The sequence below is a fragment of the Vibrio spartinae genome (assembly GCF_024347135.1).
GTDB classification, from domain to species: Bacteria; Pseudomonadota; Gammaproteobacteria; order Enterobacterales; family Vibrionaceae; genus Vibrio; species Vibrio spartinae.
The window spans coordinates 3303479-3323976 of sequence record NZ_AP024907.1 but is presented as its reverse complement, the minus strand read 5'-3'; the positions used below and the strand labels follow the sequence as shown (position 1 = coordinate 3323976).

The window sequence follows — 20498 nt, the reverse complement described above, 5'->3', positions numbered from 1 at the left end:
TGTAGGAGAGGAATAAAGTCCCATGTCGGTAGACATTAAAGTTTGGAACTGTGACATTAAAGTTTGAAACTGTACCACTAAAGTTGAAAACTTTTTAAACCCGGTTAAACTGATTAAAAGTTGACCGGGTTTTTGTTATGGCAAAATCAAAGTACGTTTTAACTGAAAAGCAGATCATCAAGCGGATAAGTGAAGGCCGAGGTGCAGGAAGGCTTTCTGGCTATAAGCCGTGGCTGTATGTCAATGAGGTTCCTTCAGAAGGTCGATCTCAGAGAGTTTACTCTCACCTAACGGGGCGGATTCATCATGTACTATCGGATCTTGAGTTCGCAGTCTTTCTCCTTCTAGACCATAACCCTGCCGTAACAGACATTCGTGAGCAGTTTCCACTCAACAGAGATGACACTCTCAATATTTCCAAGGACGGTCAACTTTGGCACCCTTCGCAAGGAGGGGTAAATCTTGTCATGTCCTCTGACTTTTTGGTTAGCACCGCTTCTAAAACTCAGCCCAAGTTCGCTATTCAAGCAAAATATTCCAAAGACTTAAAAGATCCGAGAACTATTGAGAAGCTAGAAATAGAACGCCGTTATTGGCAGCTAAAAAGAATCCCCTGGTTCCTCGTAACAGATAAAGAGATAGACAAAACAGTCGTATCGAATATTGAGTGGTTATACGGGGTTAAGGGGTACTTTGATGAAGTAATAACGGATGAGCTATCGCTTACTTTTGGGCATATCAGTGCTTATTTTGTTCAACACCCAGAAAGAAAAGTCGTTGATCTGTGTAAAGAGTATGACATGGCATACCAGCAAGATCTTGGTCAGTCGCTTTATGATATTCGTTTAATGTGTGCAGCAAGGCTTATAACGTTCGATATTCGTTTACCATTTCATCGTTTGAAAGCGAAAGAAATTGCGTTTAGAAGCGTTTCTTTGTTCGGGGGGCATCGTAATGTGGCCAGTTAACGAAACTCTAGCGTTTGACGGTAAGGCTTACCGCGTGCTTTTTACCGAGACAAATTACTTCTATTGGATTGCTATTGATGAGGATAAAGGTTTACCGGAAAGAGTCTATTTTGATGAATGCCGTAACTGGGTTGATGAAGGGCGTATAGAAAAAATTCCGGACCCTTATTCATACCTTCAAGGAGAGTCTTGGACCAAAGAGTCAAATGCATATCAGAAAAGGCAGAACGACTTTGATTTGATTAAGCCTATCGTAGATGGTGAAGGAGCATTTGACAAAAGGGTTCGAGCAAAAAGGGTTAGTCATGCGGTTGCCAATTCAAATAAAACCAAATCGACCATCTATCGTTTAGTTCGGAGATATTGGCAGCGTGGACAAATAAAAAATGCCCTAATACCAGACTACAAAAACTCAGGCGCTGCCGGAAAGAGAAGAAACTTCACAACAAATAAAGCTGGTAAGTCTAGGGTTTACGGTGTCGGTGATGGCAAACAAGTCACTGAAGAAATCAGAAAACAGTTCCGAATTATTTGTGATAAATATTTGATGAATGATAAAGGGAACTCCGTTGCTTATGCACATAGAAAGTTTTCAAAAGCATATAAGTTAAAGAACCCAGGTGTTGAAGAGCATGAAATTCCAACACTCCGCCAATTTAGATACTTCTACAAAACCGAGTATAGCAATGTCACAAAGCTTACCGTTCAAACACCTCAAGGCAATTACAATAAAGATGTTAGGCCACTACATGGAACTGCAACCGAGCAAGCTTTAGGCCCAGGGAGTCGATATGAGATTGATGCCACCATTGCAGATATTTACTTGGTCGATGATGACGATGCAGACAAGGTTATCGGTCGGCCGACGATTTATATGGTCATTGATGTTTTTAGCCGTATGGTTGCAGGGTTTTATATTGGTTTCGATAACCCATCTTTCCCCGTTGCAATGAAAGCACTGATATGCAGCTTTAGCAGCAAAATAGAAACTTGCGCAAAATATGGTATCAATATTTCAGAAGAACAGTGGCCATGCATAGGCATTCCCGATGTGTTGCTGGCTGATCGTGGCGAATTGATGAGCCATCAAGCAAATTATTTGGTTGATGCTATTGGTGTTCGCCTTGAAAGTGCTCCACCTCGAAGAGGCGATGCTAAAGGCATTGTCGAGAGATCATTTGGTACATTGCAGGCTAAGTTCAAGCCCTATATGCCAGGTGTCGTAACTGGTAACAAGGTTAAGAAGCATGGTGAAAGAGACTATAGAGTTGAAGCTGCTGTGGCGAGATCAGACTTTATTGAAATACTGCTCTATTCAATACTTGCTCACAACTTAAACAAGCCATTGGATAAGTACGATCGTGCTCCTGATATGCCAGAAAGCCTTCCATCGATCCCTATTGAGCTTTGGAGGTGGGGCCTACAGAATCGTACTGGGCGTTTACGAGCTATTGATACGGATATTGCAAAAATACTGCTGTTACCTCGTCAAAAAGTCACTGTATCTGAATTGGGCATAAAGTTATGGGGATTAACCTACACAGGAAAAGAAATTATTCAGACAGGTTGGATGCACCGTTCTTCGGAAGTGTCTAGACCTAAAAAACTATTTGCAGCCTATGAGCTTGGTTCTGCTAATCACATATATCTGTTTCCTGAAGAAGGAAAAAATACATTTTGGGTTTGTGATCTTTCTAGTCGAAGTAGAGAGTTCCGTGATCTAACTTGGTATCAAGTATGGGAGCGTCAAGCAGATCAAAAGCAGATTTTAGCTGAAGCTAAGTATCAATTTGCACCCGTAGAACGAGATTTTGATGATCTTCTTGAAAAGAAACTGAAGAAAGCTACAAAAAATCGTAAAACCAGTACATTGAGCAACGCGCAAAAGATAAATGACATCAAAGGCAATAAACGGAATGCGCGAGAGCAAGAGAGAAAGGAACTAGCAATACAGCCCGCGAGGGCAAAACAAGAAGAAGTTGCACCGGTTATACCTATACATGGAGAGGAGGAAAGTTATCAACTGCCTGACTTCATACCGGAGCTCTTTGATGATGAGGGTGATAGCTGATGAAGAGAAATCAAGATCATCGTGTAGTTGCAGTCTATCAAGGTGCAACACTCTCAGCTTATCGAGGTAACCCGCTGATAGAGGCACTACCACCAATAAATAGTTTCTTGGACGACTCGAGTGCTCTAAAGGGCTCGTTGAGGTGTACCGCAGAAGATATCCATCGAAATGGTATTGAAAGAGCGCATAGTATCTGTCGTGTTATTGATGATTTTTTTCAACCCCTCAGTCAGCACATACAGTTGCACGAACGACTGTCACTGATGATACGGCGTGGTTATGTTGGAAGAAACCCCGAAACAGGTGATTGGGCAAGACATATACAAAATGGTTACGAACGTGTATTAACTGGTGATTTAAAGGCGATAAAGTTCACGGAAGTTAGTTCTACAGCCCAAAGTATGACATTGATTGGATGTAGCGGTAATGGCAAAACAACAGCGATCAAGCAGCTTTTGTCGTTATACCCTCAAGTTATTTACCACCCTGACAGAAACCTTGAGCAAGTCGTCTATCTAAAAATTGACTGCTCCCATGATGGATCACTTAAAGAGCTGTGCTTGAACTTTTTTCGTGCGATGGATAGAGCGTTAGGCACATCAAATTACGAAAGACAATACTCGATGAGCAAAAGACCGAGTATTGAAACACTTTTAGCAGCAATGGCTCAGGTTGCAAATGCTCACGCAGTAGGTGTTCTTATTATTGATGAAATACAGCACCTTAGTCGTTCTCGCTCTGGTGGCTCTGAGAAAATGCTCAATTTCTTTGTGACGTTAGTAAATACCATTGGTCTTCCTGTGATTTTGGTCGGGACACCACGAGCTCGTGAGATATTTGAGGCTGATATGAGATCTGCAAGGCGAGGCTCTGGTCTTGGAGCGATTTTTTGGGATCCAATGGAAGAAGGAAGAGAATGGAAAGCGCTCACGGATAAGTTATGGACTCTTCAATGGCTACAAAAACGTGATGAGGTGCTGTCGGATGACATTCGTTCTCTATGGTATGACCTGAGCCAAGGTGTTCTAGATATTGTGGTTAAGCTATATGTCTTGTGTCAGTTGAGAGCAATAGCGACAAAAGTAGAAAGGATCACACCTAAATTAATGCAACAAGTTTATGAGGATGAATTAAAACCTGTTCATCCAATGCTAGCAGCGCTTCGCTCAGGTGATGTTGAAGAAATGATTAAGTTTTCAGATCTTAAACTAAGCAATACTGATAAAAGGTTACTTGAGTTACAAAAACAGGTAGCAACAACTGTTAAGCAGACACCAGAGGAGTTTGCATATCAACAGCTCAGAACCGATGAAGAGCGACGTGTATATATGGCCCTAAAAGACGAGTTTGACTCAACACTTTTAGCTCCTGTAATACGACAGCTGTTTGACCTGAATCCAGATTTGACATGGGTCAGCTTACTGCCACTGGTACATGAGCAACTCACTAACCCTGAACAGTTACTATCTAAAAAAGAGCCTAAGCCAAGTAAAGGCAAGAGGGCCTCCTCAATTAAACAGGCGCAATGGCATACCCTTGATAGTGAGGATTTGAGGTTTGTTCACTCTCAATCTGATTCTGATAGCGAAGTGTACACCGCAATGTCAAATTCGGGTCTGATTCTAGACATTCAGTCATTACTAGAAAAGGCGGTTTAATATTGCGTTGCTTCCCTGTCCCTTACCCAGATGAATTAATCTATAGCTTAGTAGCTAGAGCTGGAATTCGCAGTGCGATAACAAGCTCTAAACAGCTACTAGATGAAGTGTATGGTGACAGAAAAGTGATTGCGACAGTTGACCTGCCTAGTCATTTATCTTCAATATCAGAGCAGCTAGTTAACACGGGACGATTTGACGTCCAACAGCTTATTTATGAACATACAATGTTCCCGATTTACGCTCCTTTTGTTGACGAAAGCATTAGGGTTAGAGCGATGGAGCGAATGGAACATTGCGCTAAGGGCTCTGTTCATCTAATGCTAGGAGCCCCAGCTTCTATTGTAAAAACATCAGATGATTTTTGTGTTTGCCCAGCTTGTGTCGCGGAGCAAAAACAAAAATTTGGGGAAAGTTATTGGTCTAGGTTGTGGTTTTTACCATCCTTACCTTATTGCCCTGAGCACGGCCTTCTGAATAAATCGACAACCTCTTACCATGATAGTCGGCACACGTACCATGCATGTGGCCGAATACAATGTCAGCCCTTTTTATGTAACCACCAGAATATAACAGCGCAGCGGTTTGCTTACTTAGCGAGCAAAGCTAAAGAGGTAATGTGTTTACCAGCCCAAGGCTCCCCGACTCAGCATCAATGGAGCCTTTTCTACAATCATCTAGCACACGACTTTGGGTGTGGAAAAGGCCCTAAACAGGTTGCTCACGATAAGATTGCGGACTTAGTTGTAAGCAAGATCGTTACCCCTGAGCTAACCATCAATTCTGATAGAGATACTAACTGGCTTCGCACGTTATTTCGCCGTCATCGTAAAGCTTTTAGCTATCTACAGCACTTAACGGTTTGGTGTGCTTTTATTCCTGAAATGTCGGCTAGTGAGATCATAAAAGAAGTAAAATCAAAAGATAAAGTGACGGTATCGATCCCGAAGGACAATGCTCAGCTTGTGCCAAATCCAAGTGAAGAAAAACGTGAGCTGTGGCGTCACTTAATAGGTAACGCCCCGGTTAAGAGAGCACGCAAACTTCCTGGTGGTGGTGCACTGTATGCTTGGCTGTACCGAAATGATAGAGATTGGCTATTAGCTTTCAATCGAGTCCATCAATCCCATCCTCATGTAAGGCAGAAAAAAGTAGATTGGAGAGCAAGAGACCGATCACTAACTAAGCAGCTTATTAGGATTGTAGAACGATTAGATACTGTTGTTGATGGTCCTCGAAGAAGCAAAAATTTCTTACTTAAGCAGCTAGATGATTACGGTTCGGTGAGCAAAAAACTGAACTTATTACCCTTGCTATCTTTTGCTTTGAATCGGTATCAAGAAAGCGTCTTTGAGTTTCAAGCTCGTCGGCTAGTCATAGCTGTAATCGCAAAATCAAAAACAGGTTCAGGAATGAGTCGCTGGCAATTGATGCGTTCAGCAAGCCTTCCTAAAGAAAGAATAGTGCCAATTGTCGACGACTTACTTGGCTGGGTAGCCACGGGATCAAATCTAAAATAAGGATGTACTGATGGGAGCGAGGTTTTACAAGTGTGATGATGATGTGCGTGTAGTTCATACTGGTAAGATATTGGTGCGGGAAAGTGATAAGTCTTACCGGCCTTTAATTGAGGTTTGGTGCTATCCCCCACAGCAGAAAAATAATTTTCATGCGACTGCATTTTCTAACGTTCCTGCTTTGTATCGAGGAAAAATAATTAATCAAAGAGGGTTATCAGAAAGTTACGCTAAACGAGGGCGTCATAAATTTAGAAGTAATGAGCTCCTTCGACACAGTAACTTGAGTGAGTTCCCCGACTCAGAGTCAGCAGAGTCTTTGAGAAAGAAAGAGTCAGCGCAACATGCATTTGTATTAGACCGAGGCGCTGCCCCTAAACTGATTATTCCTCAGCTAGAGTTGGCAAGGGTCCTATTTTATGCCAGCTCTTACTTATCGCGAGCGTCATTAATGTCTTCTCGTTTGCTTACAGACTTCAAGGTCGAAGTTAACACCAAGGAGGACTATGCCAATATCGAAGTGTTGCAAACATCAAACTTTCCTCCTTCGGCATGGGTTCTACCCATATTTTACGGACACATCTATAAAGAGGCATACTATGCCTAAAAGGAGTGTCTATGACCAAGCGAAGAAAATATTCTGCAGAATTCAAACGCGAAGCCGTTGCGCTGACTCAGCAACCGGGTGTGAGTTGTCGTCAGATAGCATTAGATATCGGCATCAATCCTAACTTATTAAACCGTTGGAAACGAGAGGCGGAGCAGTCACAAGATAAAGCATTTCAAGGCAGTGGCTCTCCTCGTGATGAAGAAATGGCGAGGCTAAAACGCGAATTAGCGAAAGTGAAAAAGGAACGAGATTTTTTGCGAGAAGCGGCAACGTTCTTCGCCAAAGAGTTACCGTAAGGTATCTTGCGATATCGCGTTGCCGCGATGTGTTTTCTATTCGCCTCATGTGCCGTTGTTTGCGCGTCTCTCCTAGTGGTTATTACGCTTGGGTGGAACGTCAGCCAAGTGCGCGTGCTCTTGCTAACGCAACGTTATTAAAACGAATGCGCGAGATCCATGATGATAGCGGTGGTATTATCGGCGCACCACGTATGCACGAAGATCTGCAAGCCGAAGGGTTGCAAGCGAGCTTAAATCGTGTCGCCAGGCTGATGTCAGCGAATGGACTTTATGGCAGGCCGCGTAAAAAAGGTCGAGGGGCAAAGCGACAGTCCGCACGTCCTGACGGTTTAAAGAATCATCTTGAGCGGGACTTTCATGCTTTGGAGCCGGAAACCAAATGGGTCACAGACATTACAGAAATTGGGACACTTGAAGGGAAGCTTTATCTGTGTGTGGTGCTTGACCTGTTTAACAAGCTCATCGTTGGCTGGTCGATGCATCATCGACAAGACCGTCATATGGTGATTCGAGCCGTCGAAATGGCGGTTTGGCAGCGACAGGAAAGACATCATGTTATCTTACATTCAGATCGTGGCACACAATTTACCAGCGGAGATTATCAGCGCTTTCTCAAGCAAAAGAACCTAACCAGCAGCATGAGTGCTGTAGGCCATTGTGCAGATAACGCGGCTTGTGAAGGGTTCTTCGGTGTGATGAAACGGGAACGAATCAATTATCGACAATACCGGACAAGAAATGAAGCCAGAGCAGATATTTTTGATTATATCGAACGGTTCCATAATCCAAGAATGCGACGTAGACTGGCGAATCAAGACAGCAAGTTTACGTCTTTACTAAACCGTCCGTGAAAACGGGGTAGAACCCTATTGAGGATCAAAAGGCGTAGCGGCACTCCTGATTTTCACATGTCTCTCTATTGGTACCTTAGCTATTTGAAACAGATTGAACTGACAATCCATATTCATGATCTTCTGCCAACCGTGAAATTGCCATTGACCTTGACGGTTGATGAAGTATTTAAGGGCGATCCAAGTTCTAGATTTTGTTGGATGACGCCTTTTAGCCCAGTGCCATAGCGTATGGAATAGCTTGTGACCTACATATCCGAATACCTGTTTCGCAACACAGTGTCGATAGTAATTCGACCAGCCCCTGAGTTTCGGATTTATCAGCTTGATAAGATCGTTAACAGGGATGGTTGCGTGCTTTTTGATGAGTTCGCGCAAATTACTCAAGAACAGTAGTGTGTTGGATTTGCTCGGTTTAATGAGCAACTTCCCTTTGTACTTCCTATGATTAAAACCTAGGAAATCAAAACCTCTGCTGATGTGAGTAATGTGCGTTTTCTCTTCGGAGAGTGTTAAGCCTCTTTCTGTTAAGAAATCAGCAATCAACGGTTTGATATCGTTCTCCAGTACTTCCTTTGAAGCACAAGTGACGACGAAATCATCGGCGTATCCAATAAAGTTGGCTCTTGCACCCTTTTTGAGTGCGGTAGACTTTATGCGTTGCTCAAGCCCTGCAAGAGTTATTAGCATCAAGGTTGGGGATATGACCCCACCTTGTGGCGTTCCTTCGTCAGTGCGATAGAACAACCCCTTGTCCATAAAACCAGACTTTAACCATTGTTCCAACATACGTTTATCGATGGCAATGTTATCCATCAGCCATTGATGTCCGATCTTATCGAAACAAGCTTTGATGTCACCCTCAAGAACCCATTGAGCCGATCGTTTCATAGCCAAGCACTTGAAGCACTGCGCTATAGCATCGGCAGTACTGCGGTTTGGCCTAAAACCATAGCTGTTGGGGTCAGCAAGACTTTCTGATACTGGTTCTAGTGCAAGAAGATGAAGCGCTTGTTGCGCTCTATCGACCATGCAGGGGATACCAAGTGGTCTGAGTTTGCCGTTTTTCTTGGGGATGTAGATACGCTTGAGCGGTTTGGCTTGATACGCTTTTCTGCTCAGCTGATTGACTGCTTTCATACGGCGCGTATCTGTGTTCCAGATAACGCCGTCTATTCCAGGCGTTTTACTACCTTTGTTTTGTGATACTCGCTTAACAGCAAGAAGCTTTGCTGAGCGAGAGTGAGTCAGTATCCATTGTAAGGACTTAGCCTTGCCGTATTTACCTTCTCTAGTTGCCTTTGCAATACGCATCTGAAGCTTTAAAACATGTGATTCAACGGCTTTCCAGTTTATGGATTGCCATTGAGCACTGTCAGGAGAGGCACTAATTTCTTTTGAAATCATCATTTGCTTTTCTCCTTGAATAAAGTTCTTCAAATTCTCTTGCAATGGGAGACCAGTCGGAAGTCAGCTCACTTTCGTGATCAGATAAGGATCTGTATCTGCACCGTTACAATGCAGCCTTCGCTTTTTCCAACATCCTATACCTGCATCACTATCGGCCACAGAGGCTTTCCCAGAGGGAGTGATACAGGCTTACCGTGTTCCGTATGTCGCGCAATGTCAGTTTAGATGCCCGCTATAGTGCGGAGAGTTCAACGATCACGAAAGAGCATGGGGCAATCTCTTTCCGACTCTCGTGCCTTTTGGCTACAGCGTATTAACCACTTCCGCTGTTCATCGATTAACGCACCTTACGCGGATTTACTTATGTTCATCATGCTGACTACCTAGCACTCACCCGATTTTGTGGTTATCAGGAGGATCGTCCTCTCACGATTTCAATCCCGATTGGCAGATACCAACCTTCGTTACATTGTCAGAGCCGCTACTTTATTCAGGCTCCTAGGTTCATCTGGTGATACAGATGGTTCACTCGTTAAGCGGTGAACAGCGCTTCATACGACCTCACGTCGCACGCCCCCAAATCATTTAGAGTTCATTACATTATTGTAATTAGCTCCCAATTTATTACTCATCAATAACATACCTCTTAAATTTTTTCTCAATATGCTTGACCTATGTCTAACACATAGGTTTTAAGCTACAACTAATACACATTGGTAACGAATTGGAGATAGTTATGAGTTGTTGTAACAAAGCCCCAAACGGTGGGAGCAGTGACCCTAAGTTGTTACTTAAACTGTTTATTGGGTTGTTTGTGATTATATTTTTAGTCGCATTTATTTTTGGCTAGCAACATAAAACGAATAAAGTTTCATGTGCGTTAAACCTTCAGAGGCATGGATTATGTTGACAACTGAAATTGCGAGAGCAGCAGGTGTGACTGCTGAAACAGTCAGGTTTTACACTAGAAAAGGCCTTCTTTATGCAGAGCGAGACCCCAACAATGGCTACAAGATGTACCAGCAAAGTGCGGTTAATCGCCTGAAGTTCATTTCTCATGCGCGATCTATTGGTTTTAGCCTTAGCCAGATTCAAGAAATCATTGATTACTCCGAGCAAGGGCTGACTCCTTGCCCAGCTGTGAGGCAAATGCTGACTGATAAAATCGTAGAAACCAAGCAAAAGATCGAAGAGCAACAACGCCATTTAGCCATGATGGAAGCAACTTACGCAGAGTGGAATGAAAAACCGGATATGGAGCCCAACGGCAACGCATTATGTTGCTTAATCGAGGACTGGTCTGAGAAGCACCATCAAGTATTACCCGAGGAAAACTAACATGAACACAACACAGTATTCTCTAGCACTTTCCGGCATTAACTGTGGCCGATGTGTCGCTAAAATTGTAGATGGGTTACGTGAAAGAGACCCTGATGTATCTTTCACTATTAATGATACGAAAAACAGAGCAGAGCTCATAACCACGTTGCTGCCAGAAAGCGCGATAGAAGTCCTTGCAAAGTTAGGTTATGCGGCTTCAATACCTACGCAACAAGAGTACCGTACATCAGTATCTAATGTTACTTGCCAACACTGTGTGGGTAAAATCACTCAAGCGATAGGTGCATTGGATGGTGCTGCTCAAGTGGTTGTTGATTTAGAAAATCAAACATTGGTTGTGAATAGCAGTTTGAACGGCAATGACATTGAAAGCGTATTAGTCGAACTGGGTTATAGCGGTATGACTGATGACACGCAACCACAAACTACGGATGTAATTAAATCGAACAAAGTGAAAACAACACAGGCGTTGGATGTCAGTATCGAGCTGTCATTAATCGGTGTCACTTGCGCAAGTTGTGTTAACACGATTGAAGGTGCTCTTATATCGGTGTCAGGTGTCGACTCTGTTGACGTGAACTTTGCGAATCGAACGGCGACCGTGGTTTCAAGTCAGCCTGCCAGCGTACTAATTGAGGCGATACAAGGCGCAGGATATGACGCAGAAGAAATTGTCGATCAGGCGTTAGCAAGTGACCTCAAAGAAGAGCGTGAATCTGAGGAGTATCGCTTTAAAGTAAAACAAAGCGTTATTGGTCTTGGTCTCGGAGTACCGTTGATGGTGTACGGTCTGTTCGGCGGACCAATGAATGTCAATACGCAATCTGAGCAGTTACTATGGTTGGCCTTAGGTTTAGTGACATTTTTCATTTTAGTCCGTGCGGGCAAGCACTTTTTTACTGGAGCTTGGAAGGCCTTTCTGAACCGTAATGCGAACATGGACACATTAATAGCGCTGGGAACGGGTACCGCTTGGCTCTATTCAATGGTGGTCGTTGTCGGGCCGCAGTGGCTTCCGGAAAGTGCAAGGCACCTCTACTTTGAAGCTACAGCCATGATCATTGGTTTAATCAATTTAGGACAGGCGCTTGAGTTAAAGGCTCGAGGCAGAACTTCGCAGGCTATCAAGCGTTTGCTTGATTTGAGAGTCAAAACTGCCATGGTGATTCGTGACGGCAAGGAGATGTCTTTATCGATTGAACAAGTTATCACCGGCGACTTGATTCGGGTTAGAGCCGGTGAAAAAGTCCCGGTTGATGGTGTGATTACAGAGGGCGAGACAACGATTGATGAGTCTATGCTCACTGGAGAGCCAATTCCTGTTGTTAAACAAGTGGGCAGCTCAGTGTCTGCCGGGACGATTAATGACCACGGAAGTTTCGTTTTTGAGGCGCAGAAAGTGGGCAGTGATACCGTTCTTGCTCAGATCATCAGCATGGTGTCGAACGCGCAAAACTCAAAGCCACCAATCAGCCATCTAGCCGATAAAGTGTCTTCAGTGTTTGTACCAACCGTGATGATTCTATCGATTCTGACAGCGCTGGTTTGGTATAACTTTGGCCCTCAACCTTCCTTAGTCTATATGATAGTGGCAGCTACCTCGGTGTTGATCATCGCATGCCCTTGTGCACTTGGTCTAGCAACGCCGATTTCTACTATGATCGGTGTCGGTAAGGCAGCCGAGTTTGGCGGGCTAATCCGAAATGGAGAAGCGTTACAAAGAGCCAGTGAGTTGGATGTCGTCGTACTGGATAAAACCGGTACGATTACTCAAGGTAAACCTGAAGTAACAAATTTTGTCTCGTTGTCAGATGATTCAGAGTTTCTGCCTCTGGTCAATGCTTTGGAGAAAGGATCTAACCATCCGCTAGCTAAAGCGTTAATCGCATTTACTCAAAGTGAGGTGCGTGATGAAGCGCGCTTACCAGAAGTGTCAGATTTCGAGTCATTAACCGGACTTGGTGTTCAGGCTCAGTATGCGGGTCAACGCGTGTTGCTTGGCAATCGCAAGCTGATGAAACAGTTTAACGTCAATGTTGAATTGGTTACAGAGCATGCATTGCAGTGGGAGCAAGAAGCCACCACAGTGGTGTATTTTGCGATAGGCGCTCAAGTGCAAGCGCTGTTCGGTATCAGTGACCCGATTCGAGATGATGCTCGAAGTGCGATAAATCGTTTTCATCAGCAAGGCATTCATGTCGTGATGCTAACGGGGGATAACCACAATACAGCGAAGGCGGTGGCATCACTCGCGAATGTTGATGAATATCATGCGGAATTGATGCCTGAGGATAAGCTTGACTGGATTAAACAGTTGCAAGCGAAAGGGCATGTTGTCGGCATGGTCGGTGATGGTATCAATGATGCGCCAGCACTTGCTCAATCAGACGTTGGTTTTGCTATTGGCAGTGGTACGGATGTCGCGATTGAAAGTGCCGATATTACCTTGATGCGCAGCTCACTCCACGGTATCTCAGATGTGATTGGGATCAGTACTGCCACAATGAAAAACATTAAGCAGAACTTGTGGGGGGCGTTTATCTATAACAGCTTGGGTATTCCTGTGGCAGCAGGGCTTCTGTTTCCGTTCACGGGTTGGCTATTAAGTCCGATCATCGCTGGGGCTGCGATGTCACTGTCCTCTGTTACTGTTGTAACCAATGCTAATCGCTTGCGCTTTTATACACCAGCTTCAGCCTCTACAACCAATGAGGAGTAATACTATGTTAGTCAATATATTAGGTCTTACAGCAATCGTGTTTATAGTCTGGTGGTTTTGGGGTAAGAAAAACGGCTAAGGTGACAAAATTGTCATGAACCCCTCCCCACTCCTGATCTAAGCGTTGCGATAAACTGAGTCTCAGTTAAACGAGTTAAAGTTATTTTGGAGAGCAAGAGAATGAAAAGCAAAAAATCAGATTGTCACAAGAATGGTCATCATAAAGGTCATGGATGGATGATGGTTCTATGCGCGTTATTAATGGTGGGTATTCCATTATTTATTCTCTCTTCTAGCCAAGAGATATTTAGTTGGGCATACCTTAGTAGTGCGATTGTTCCATTAATCATCTGTTTAGCTATGCATGGTTTAATGATGAAGATGATGATGCCAAGTGAAAAGAAAGACTCCGAAGCCAACGAGCAATCGGTGGAAAAAATTGAAAACAATCAACAGTTCAAAGCATAAGTAAGGGTTAAGTGATGTTATGAAAAAGTTATATGTATCAGTGTTATTTAGTGGTCTAGTTGCGATGCCGGTGTTAGCAACAAGTTCCATCGATGATCAGCATCGACATCACAATGTCGCGCAAAATGAGAAAGTGCATGTTAAGCAATCTCACGCGGATAAGATGAAGGATCACGATAGGATGATAGAACACATGCAAATGATGCAAAGCATGAACATGGAAGACATGCCAGAAGAGTGCAAAAAAATGATGAGTAGCTGAACCAATGAAATACTCGTAATCAGAAAAAGAGATCCCCTTTACTTTTTCTAGTAAAAAAGAGCCGCCTCAGCTAACTGGGCGGCTCTTTATCGTTTATTGCCACAGGATTCATCGCAATTACAACAAGGCTGCTTATAGGGTTGCTTGATTTCGTTGTGGTGAAAAGTTTTTTGATTACCTACCACCTAAATCTCAATATGACAAAAGTGTCATATTTGAGTGCCGGAAATCGTCACAATAATTTAGCTAAACTTAGTTCGTCAAAACAGAAAAGGAAAAGTAAATGAACTTATTAAACAAAATGCTATTAACTAGCTCTATTTTGCTGACTAGCGCCGCTGCAATTGCTCAGCCGTTGTATACCGGTGGCAATTACATTAGTCGAGTAGATCATAAAACGGTATCTATTGAGGCAGTGGGCTCTAAACAAGAAGCATACACGTTAGGGGCAGAAAAACTGTTAGAGTTTGAGGGTATGAGCGGGCGAGACTTAAATGCAGCTCTAGTCCTTATAAGTTATGGTATTGATCGAGATAAGACTCACCTAGAAGATGGAGGGTATGTAACTGTTCAAGAAAGATTGAATACTCAAGGTCAGCTAGAATATGTAGCGAAAGTACATCTTTATGTCCATTATAAAGAACGAGACAACAACTAAACTCAGCAGAGCCCTTAGAACCTTAACTTGTTCTAAGGGCTAAGGAGCAGCTATGATTGATAAAATTTCGATAATATTTCAGGAGCAAAAGCTTGACGATATAGAATCGATCCTCGCAGAGGAAGGTGTGCGAAACTTCACGATTAGTCAAGTGCAAGGGCGTGGAAGGCATACGAACGTAATTGATACCCATGCTTTAAACACACATTACCAACTAGATGTTTTCATTGGTCATAGCCATACTCAGAGCTTGGTTGGGGCACTACTGGATACCCTATGTGTGTCACAAGAAGGCAATGGTGTTACGTCTGTTATAGAGAACGTTTTGTTGTTTGATAATAATATGAAAAAACAGATTTCTAACCCATCATATAATCACAAGCTTGATGTATAACACCGAAGGAAACCAAGGTATTTTTCTTATATGAAGTTACTCGTTGTAGAAGATGAAGAGAAAGCAGGATCCTATCTTAAAAAAGGTTTAATGGAGTCAGGGTACAATGTAGATCTATCTACCGACGGTGTAGATGCTTTGTACTTAGCTACGACCAATGAATATGATCTTATAGTCTTAGACATTATGCTACCAAAGCTGAATGGGTGGCAGCTATTACAGACGCTTCGCAGCAGTGAACTTACTACACCTGTCATTATTCTATCCGCTAAAGATCAGGTGGAAGATAGAGTGAAAGGGCTTGAGCTAGGAGCGAATGATTACCTTGTCAAACCTTTTGCCTTTGTTGAGTTGCTAGCAAGAGTCAAAAACGCATTACGTCATCAAGCCGCAACAGTCAAGACAGAGTCTGTTCTATGTGTTGCTGATTTGAGCCTCGACTTGCTTAAACGAAAGGCGACTCGTAATGATGACACGATCCCTCTGACAGCAAAAGAGTTTTCTTTGTTGGAATATCTATTTGCGAAAAGAGGTCAAGTCGTCACTCGCACTCAGATAGCGTCCGCTGTTTGGGATATGAACTTTGATAGTGATACGAATGTTATTGATGCAGCAGTGAAAAGATTGAGGTCGAAAATCGACAAGCCTTATCAAAACAAACTCATCCAGACCGTGCGAGGTATGGGGTACAAGCTTGATGACGGCGTAGAATGAAAAAATTACTAAATCAATCAATCGCACGCAAACTGGTGTTTATGTTTGTCACAGCCTCTTTTGTGGTTTTAGTCGTGTTTGCTTTAACGATCCAACACGCTATCAAGAACCACTTTAATGAACAGGACTATAGGCACCTAGAAACAAAACTCCGCCCTTTGATAGGCACTGTTGAGCGTGATTTAGACTTGTTCCATTCTTGGGATATTTCCGCTTGGGTCTTAAACAACAAACAGGTGGTGAAAACAAATAATGAAACTATTGATTTTCCATCTGAGCTGATAGGCAGATCCTCATATGAATGGAGTGTAGGCAATAACCGTTTTCATGCTTTTAAGTTTGATTACCCTGAGATAAAAGGTGGTGAGATTGTTCTGGCAATGGATGTAACTCACCATAAGGTGTTTTTCGACAAGCTAAATACTATTCTATTTTGGACATTAGTTTTGACACTGAGTTTGTCAGGTGCTTACGCATTAATTATTGTTAGAAATGGATTACAGCCACTGAAGCAATTAAAAGAGTATATCGCGCAAGTGAATACGAGCAACCTCAGCATGCGTATACCAAGTGACTCACTTCCAAAGGAGTTAAGCAGCTTAATTATTTCTCAAAATGAAATGTTAGAGAGGTTACAAGAAGGCTACCTCAGGTTGAGTGAGTTTTCATCAGATATTGCTCATGAGTTAAGAACACCGTTGAACAATATCCAGACCCAGACTCAAGTTGCACTTGGTATAGAGCGCTCCGTTGAAGAGTACCAAGACATTTTGGTATCTAATGTCGAAGAGTTGGAGCGATTCAATAAGACCATTTCAGATACGCTGTACCTAGCTAAATCAGAGAACCAACTTCTGCATAAGACCGAATCAGAGTTAGAGTTGAAAGAGGTTATCACACCCTTACTTGAGTATTACGAAGCGTTGGCGGAAGAGAAAAACGTTCGATTTACTCTAGATGGTTCGTCGACTCTGTATGGTGACAAAGATATGCTTCAACGAGCATTTGGTAATGTGTTGTCTAATGCGTTGAGGCACTGCTTTCATAATACGGATATATCAGTAGTAATCTCAGAATCAGAAACGAGCATTAAGGTGACAATTAGCAATGTTGGTGAGCCTATCCCTTTGAGCTCTTTGCCCTATATATTTGAACGGTTCTATCGTTCCGATAAGTCGCGTGTCCATAACGGAAGTGTTGGTGCTGGATTAGGGCTTCCTATAGCTAAGGCTATTATGAAAGCACATCACGGGGATATCTTAGTCAATGCGAAGGATGAGCGAACTGAATTCGTATTTATTTTCAATAATCCTGAGCTCCAATAAGTTTTTAATATCACTATTGCCCACCAGTTCTTATAATGAACGCAAAGTGAAAAGGTACGACATGACAAACTCTTTGAGACAAACAAGCATTTTGATTATCAGCACCTTAGCGATGTTGATGTCGAGCTACGTCTCAAGTATGCCAATGATGGATATGAGTCCAATATCGACCTATTTAGTTCAACCCTCTAATCATGACTCGATGGAAATGTCTGAGGCCACAGCAAGTCATCATGCGATGATAGGCTGCCCATCGATGGAGGTGACAAAGAGCGATAGTTCTATTCATTGCGATAGCTCATCTACCTCTGGTGGTGACTGCTGTAAAAGCGTGAGACTGTTCATTATTCTGTGTCACGCCCATTTTTATAAATCCAGATATGGAGTGAGTCTGCCTTCAAAGTGGATGCTGAGCTGAGACAGTGTCAGGTTCCAGTTCTGCACCGGATGCGTCCACTTTTCACTGGCTTTCAACATACCTGCATACAACAGCTTGAGCAAGCTGGTTTCATTAGCAAAACCGCCCTTGGTTTTGGTCAGTTTGCGGAACTGACGATGTACCGCCTCAACCGCATTGGTGGTGTAAATGGCTCTGCGGACCTGTTCGGGATATTTGAAATACACCGATAAGTTCTCCCATTTATTGCGCCATGACTGAATCACCAGCGGGTATTGTGGTCCCCATTTGGCTTCCAGCTCATCCAGCTCATGTTCGGCAGCTTTAAGGGTTGCCGCTTTATAAACACATTTTAAATCCGCCATAAACGCTTTCTGATTTTTGCTGGCGACATACTTCATCGAGTTACGGATTTGATGGATAACACAGAGTTGGACTTCAGTCTGCGGGTAAATGGTTTCAATCGCCTGAGGGAACCCTTTGAGGCCATCGACACAAGCAATACAAATATCTTTGACACCGCGATTTTGTAAGTCGGTCAGGACACTGAGCCAGTAATGCGCGCCTTCGGCATCAGAGAGATAAATCCCCAGCAGCTCTTTTTTTCCTTCGATATTGAGTGCAAGGATGGTGTAAATGGCTTTGGAAACAAAGCGACCGTTTTCCTTGATTTTGTAGTGAACGGCATCAAGCCAGACGACCGGATAGACGGGGTCTAAATCCCGCTCCTGCCATGCTCTGAGCTCAGGGATAAGACGGTCGGTGATGGCGTTAATCGTGCCATTGGAAACGCTGATACCATACATATCCAGCAGATATTCCCGGATATGTTGATAGCTGTTGCCAAGGGCAAACAGGGAGAGGACATTACGTTCCATCTCATCGGTCAGTCGGGTCTGGTGCTTCTTGACAGTTTGCGGGTCAAAAGAGCCATTTCGGTCACGGGGCGTTTCAAGTTCAAATTCCCCGGATGAGGTTTTAACGGTTTTGCGGGATTTTCCATTTTTGCGATTGTCGGGCTCAGCTTCAAGGTGCTGTTCGATTTCAGCCCCGAGCGCGGCTTCAGTGATTTGCTTAATCAACGGGGTGAGCAAACCGTCTTTGCCGTTGAGGCCCTGACCGGATTGCAATGCTTTGGCAAAAGCTTGAATATCAATTTCGAATTTATCGTCAGACATAAGGTGTCATTTCCTTTTTGGTTCAGTTTAAAGAAATGACACAGAAATTTGAACACTACCTAATCAGTACATCTGAATCTGATTTAGCCCTGCGTCACCCAATCAAAATAGGCGTTACAGTAACTCGTATTCAGAGCTTACTGCGTCCACCCTCTGTTTAATTCAACTATCATAGCTATTTAGCTCTCAATTCTTTCTGCTGGAAGGCAGAGGTTGAGGTATGTCCATATCGTTTTATCGAGGATAAACAACAATGAGTATTGAATTAAACGGCTTCAGGGCATTTAAATCCCTGAGTCTTGGGGTTGCAATTGCACTTTATGCAATGCCTGCCCTGTCACATTCGGGGTCGAACGCGACTCCACAAACTATCGCGGCTTCGACGCAGCAGTTGAATGCCCTAATTGAAGCGGCTCTAGCAAATGATACGAGTCGCTCTCAATATGCTGCGCAGTCACAGGCGATGCGTGAAACGGGCGTTGCAAGCTCGACTCTCATGGATCCAAAACTTAAGGTGGGCTTTGGCGGTTTACCTGTGGATTCATTTAAGTTTGACGAAGATCCTATGACGAACATTTCTGTTGGATTAATGCAACAGTTTGAACGGGGTGCAACGTTAGATCTTAACCAACGTAAAGCGAATCAACAGGCCGATGGTATGGCGTATCAGGTTCAAGTTCGTGAACGTGAAGTGGCGAATAGTATTACTCAACTATGGTTGGAGCTGGGCTACCTTCAATACGCAGAAACGTTGATTGAATCTAATCAACGTCTCATGGTAGAGATGGAGCAGTATATTCAAACCAATTACTCAATTGGTAAGAGCGAAGCGCAAGACCTGCTTAACACCCAACTTCAAGTCAATAAGCTCGACGAAAAACTGCAATCGAATCAACAAATGCAAAATCGAGTCGTTGCCCAGTTATCGGAATGGCTAGGTTCAGAGTGGTTGAATCGTCGTTCTATTGACTCGAATCAGGCTGGCTATCAATTAGACTGGTCGCATTTGAATGCGCTTTTAGATCAGCAAACGAGTGACACCCAGTACTACATGCTGCTTAATCAACATCCTATGGCGCAAATGGCTGACGCCAACATTTCTGCTAATCGCACCCAAGTTGAGGTTGCTGAACAATCTTATACACCACAATTTGGTGTCGAAGTGATGTATGCCTACCGTCAATCTGACAACATGAAAGGTGAACCAGCTTCAGATTTGCTGAGTGCCTATCTTACTATGGATATCCCTTTGTTCACTGATAACCGCCAAGATAAAAATGTAGCGGCCGCTCAATACCAAGTGGGCGCAGCGCAATATCAAAAAGATACGCTGCTCGCTCAAATGAACGCCCAAGTAAACGCATTAATGACGGACAGAATGAATCTCATTGAACGCATTCAGCGCTACCAAGAGCGCTTATTACCTCAGTCCAAAGCCCGCATTGAAGCGATAGAGCGCGGTTATCAGAACAATACTGCTCAGTTTGGTGATGTCATTACTGCATCAACCGATGAATTGGCTCTTCAAATGGAGCTTGCTCGCCTAATAACCGATATGAACCAGGTCAATAGCAAGTTATCCATGTTACTTGGTGGTTTCGAATATCAAGTTTCTGCGCCAAACACTCAGTACAATGAACAATAATAAAGGAATCAAG

General features: G+C 43.4%; 15 protein-coding genes and 2 pseudogenes. 15 read left to right on the top strand and 2 right to left on the bottom strand.

Annotation, left to right across the window (positions count from 1 at the left end):
* Positions 1-137 precede the first annotated feature (137 nt).
* The 6 genes and pseudogenes from OCU60_RS14900 (at position 138) to OCU60_RS14875 (ending at position 7985) form a co-directional block, all read left to right on the top strand.
* Positions 138-968 (top strand): heteromeric transposase endonuclease subunit TnsA, encoded by an 831-nt coding sequence (locus OCU60_RS14900; protein WP_074375065.1) that lies wholly within the window; start codon positions 138-140, stop codon positions 966-968.
* Entirely contained in the window at positions 955-3039 is a 2085-nt protein-coding gene (locus OCU60_RS14895; protein ID WP_074375066.1) for a DDE-type integrase/transposase/recombinase, read from the top strand. Before OCU60_RS14900 ends, OCU60_RS14895 begins: the two co-directional genes overlap by 14 nt.
* Entirely contained in the window at positions 3039-4697 is a 1659-nt protein-coding gene (locus OCU60_RS14890; protein ID WP_049845552.1) for an AAA family ATPase, read from the top strand. The genes OCU60_RS14895 and OCU60_RS14890 overlap by 1 nt, the downstream gene beginning before the upstream one ends.
* Positions 4698-4699: 2 nt before the next feature.
* Complete coding sequence (locus tag OCU60_RS14885) at positions 4700-6217, top strand: TnsD family Tn7-like transposition protein (RefSeq protein WP_074375067.1); 1518 nt, start codon at positions 4700-4702, stop codon at positions 6215-6217.
* A gap of 10 nt (positions 6218-6227) precedes the next feature.
* Positions 6228-6821 carry a hypothetical protein gene (locus tag OCU60_RS14880; RefSeq protein ID WP_235862249.1) on the top strand — a complete coding sequence of 198 codons (594 nt, stop codon included), beginning with the start codon at positions 6228-6230 and terminating at the stop codon, positions 6819-6821.
* Positions 6822-6832: 11 nt separating this feature from the next.
* Positions 6833-7985, top strand: a pseudogene (locus OCU60_RS14875) (IS3 family transposase).
* Between the two features lie 7 nt (positions 7986-7992).
* On the opposite strand, the pseudogene ltrA reads toward OCU60_RS14875, so the two are convergent.
* Positions 7993-9384 (bottom strand): annotated as a pseudogene (ltrA, locus tag OCU60_RS14870) (group II intron reverse transcriptase/maturase); the annotation flags it as partial.
* A 903-nt stretch (positions 9385-10287) separates the two neighbouring features.
* Between ltrA and OCU60_RS14865 the strand changes: the two are divergent.
* From OCU60_RS14865 to OCU60_RS14830, 8 genes are all read left to right on the top strand, one after another.
* Positions 10288-10722: a MerR family transcriptional regulator gene (locus OCU60_RS14865; protein ID WP_074373100.1), complete on the top strand. Its 435-nt coding sequence runs from the start codon at positions 10288-10290 to the stop codon at positions 10720-10722.
* Position 10723: 1 nt separating this feature from the next.
* On the top strand, positions 10724-13444 hold the full coding sequence (locus tag OCU60_RS14860) for a heavy metal translocating P-type ATPase (RefSeq protein WP_074373099.1): 2721 nt from the start codon (positions 10724-10726) through the stop codon (positions 13442-13444).
* 180 nt (positions 13445-13624) lie between these two features.
* Complete coding sequence (locus tag OCU60_RS14855) at positions 13625-13912, top strand: hypothetical protein (protein WP_074373098.1); 288 nt, start codon at positions 13625-13627, stop codon at positions 13910-13912.
* A gap of 19 nt (positions 13913-13931) precedes the next feature.
* Positions 13932-14174 carry a hypothetical protein gene (locus tag OCU60_RS14850; protein ID WP_074373097.1) on the top strand — a complete coding sequence of 81 codons (243 nt, stop codon included), beginning with the start codon at positions 13932-13934 and terminating at the stop codon, positions 14172-14174.
* Between the two features lie 283 nt (positions 14175-14457).
* Complete coding sequence (locus tag OCU60_RS14845; RefSeq protein ID WP_074373096.1) at positions 14458-14832, top strand: DUF3316 domain-containing protein; 375 nt, start codon at positions 14458-14460, stop codon at positions 14830-14832.
* Positions 14833-14884: 52 nt separating this feature from the next.
* On the top strand, positions 14885-15226 hold the full coding sequence (locus tag OCU60_RS14840) for a P-II family nitrogen regulator (protein ID WP_074373095.1): 342 nt from the start codon (positions 14885-14887) through the stop codon (positions 15224-15226).
* Positions 15227-15256: 30 nt separating this feature from the next.
* The gene (locus tag OCU60_RS14835; protein ID WP_074373094.1) at positions 15257-15940 is read left to right on the top strand and encodes a heavy metal response regulator transcription factor; all 684 of its coding nucleotides are present in this window, start codon (positions 15257-15259) and stop codon (positions 15938-15940) included.
* Positions 15937-17265 (top strand): heavy metal sensor histidine kinase, encoded by a 1329-nt coding sequence (locus OCU60_RS14830; RefSeq protein WP_074373093.1) that lies wholly within the window; start codon positions 15937-15939, stop codon positions 17263-17265. Before OCU60_RS14835 ends, OCU60_RS14830 begins: the two co-directional genes overlap by 4 nt.
* Positions 17266-17631: 366 nt before the next feature.
* Here OCU60_RS14830 and OCU60_RS14825 read toward each other — a convergent pair whose 3' ends face one another.
* Positions 17632-18840 carry an IS256 family transposase gene (locus OCU60_RS14825; RefSeq protein WP_261854726.1) on the bottom strand — a complete coding sequence of 403 codons (1209 nt, stop codon included), beginning with the start codon at positions 18838-18840 and terminating at the stop codon, positions 17632-17634.
* Between the two features lie 325 nt (positions 18841-19165).
* Here OCU60_RS14825 and OCU60_RS14820 point away from each other — a divergent pair, with 325 nt between their 5' ends.
* A complete protein-coding gene (locus OCU60_RS14820; RefSeq protein ID WP_370738707.1) occupies positions 19166-20485 on the top strand; it encodes a TolC family protein in 1320 nt (439 codons plus the stop codon).
* The last annotated feature ends 13 nt before the right edge of the window (positions 20486-20498 follow it).

Bases quoted from the DNA above. Each gene is read 5' to 3' on its own strand.
- OCU60_RS14900 (WP_074375065.1), top strand. From the start codon at position 138: ATGGCAAAATCAAAGTACGTTTTAACTGAAAAGCAGATCATCAAGCGG.
- OCU60_RS14895 (WP_074375066.1), top strand. From the start codon at position 955: ATGTGGCCAGTTAACGAAACTCTAGCGTTTGACGGTAAGGCTTACCGC.
- OCU60_RS14890 (WP_049845552.1), top strand. From the start codon at position 3,039: ATGAAGAGAAATCAAGATCATCGTGTAGTTGCAGTCTATCAAGGTGCA.
- OCU60_RS14880 (WP_235862249.1), top strand. From the start codon at position 6,228: ATGGGAGCGAGGTTTTACAAGTGTGATGATGATGTGCGTGTAGTTCAT.
- OCU60_RS14865 (WP_074373100.1), top strand. From the start codon at position 10,288: ATGTTGACAACTGAAATTGCGAGAGCAGCAGGTGTGACTGCTGAAACA.
- OCU60_RS14860 (WP_074373099.1), top strand. From the start codon at position 10,724: ATGAACACAACACAGTATTCTCTAGCACTTTCCGGCATTAACTGTGGC.
- OCU60_RS14855 (WP_074373098.1), top strand. From the start codon at position 13,625: ATGAAAAGCAAAAAATCAGATTGTCACAAGAATGGTCATCATAAAGGT.
- OCU60_RS14850 (WP_074373097.1), top strand. From the start codon at position 13,932: ATGAAAAAGTTATATGTATCAGTGTTATTTAGTGGTCTAGTTGCGATG.
- OCU60_RS14845 (WP_074373096.1), top strand. From the start codon at position 14,458: ATGAACTTATTAAACAAAATGCTATTAACTAGCTCTATTTTGCTGACT.
- OCU60_RS14840 (WP_074373095.1), top strand. From the start codon at position 14,885: ATGATTGATAAAATTTCGATAATATTTCAGGAGCAAAAGCTTGACGAT.
- OCU60_RS14835 (WP_074373094.1), top strand. From the start codon at position 15,257: ATGAAGTTACTCGTTGTAGAAGATGAAGAGAAAGCAGGATCCTATCTT.
- OCU60_RS14830 (WP_074373093.1), top strand. From the start codon at position 15,937: ATGAAAAAATTACTAAATCAATCAATCGCACGCAAACTGGTGTTTATG.
- OCU60_RS14825 (WP_261854726.1), bottom strand. From the start codon at position 18,840: ATGTCTGACGATAAATTCGAAATTGATATTCAAGCTTTTGCCAAAGCA.
- OCU60_RS14820 (WP_370738707.1), top strand. From the start codon at position 19,166: ATGCCTGCCCTGTCACATTCGGGGTCGAACGCGACTCCACAAACTATC.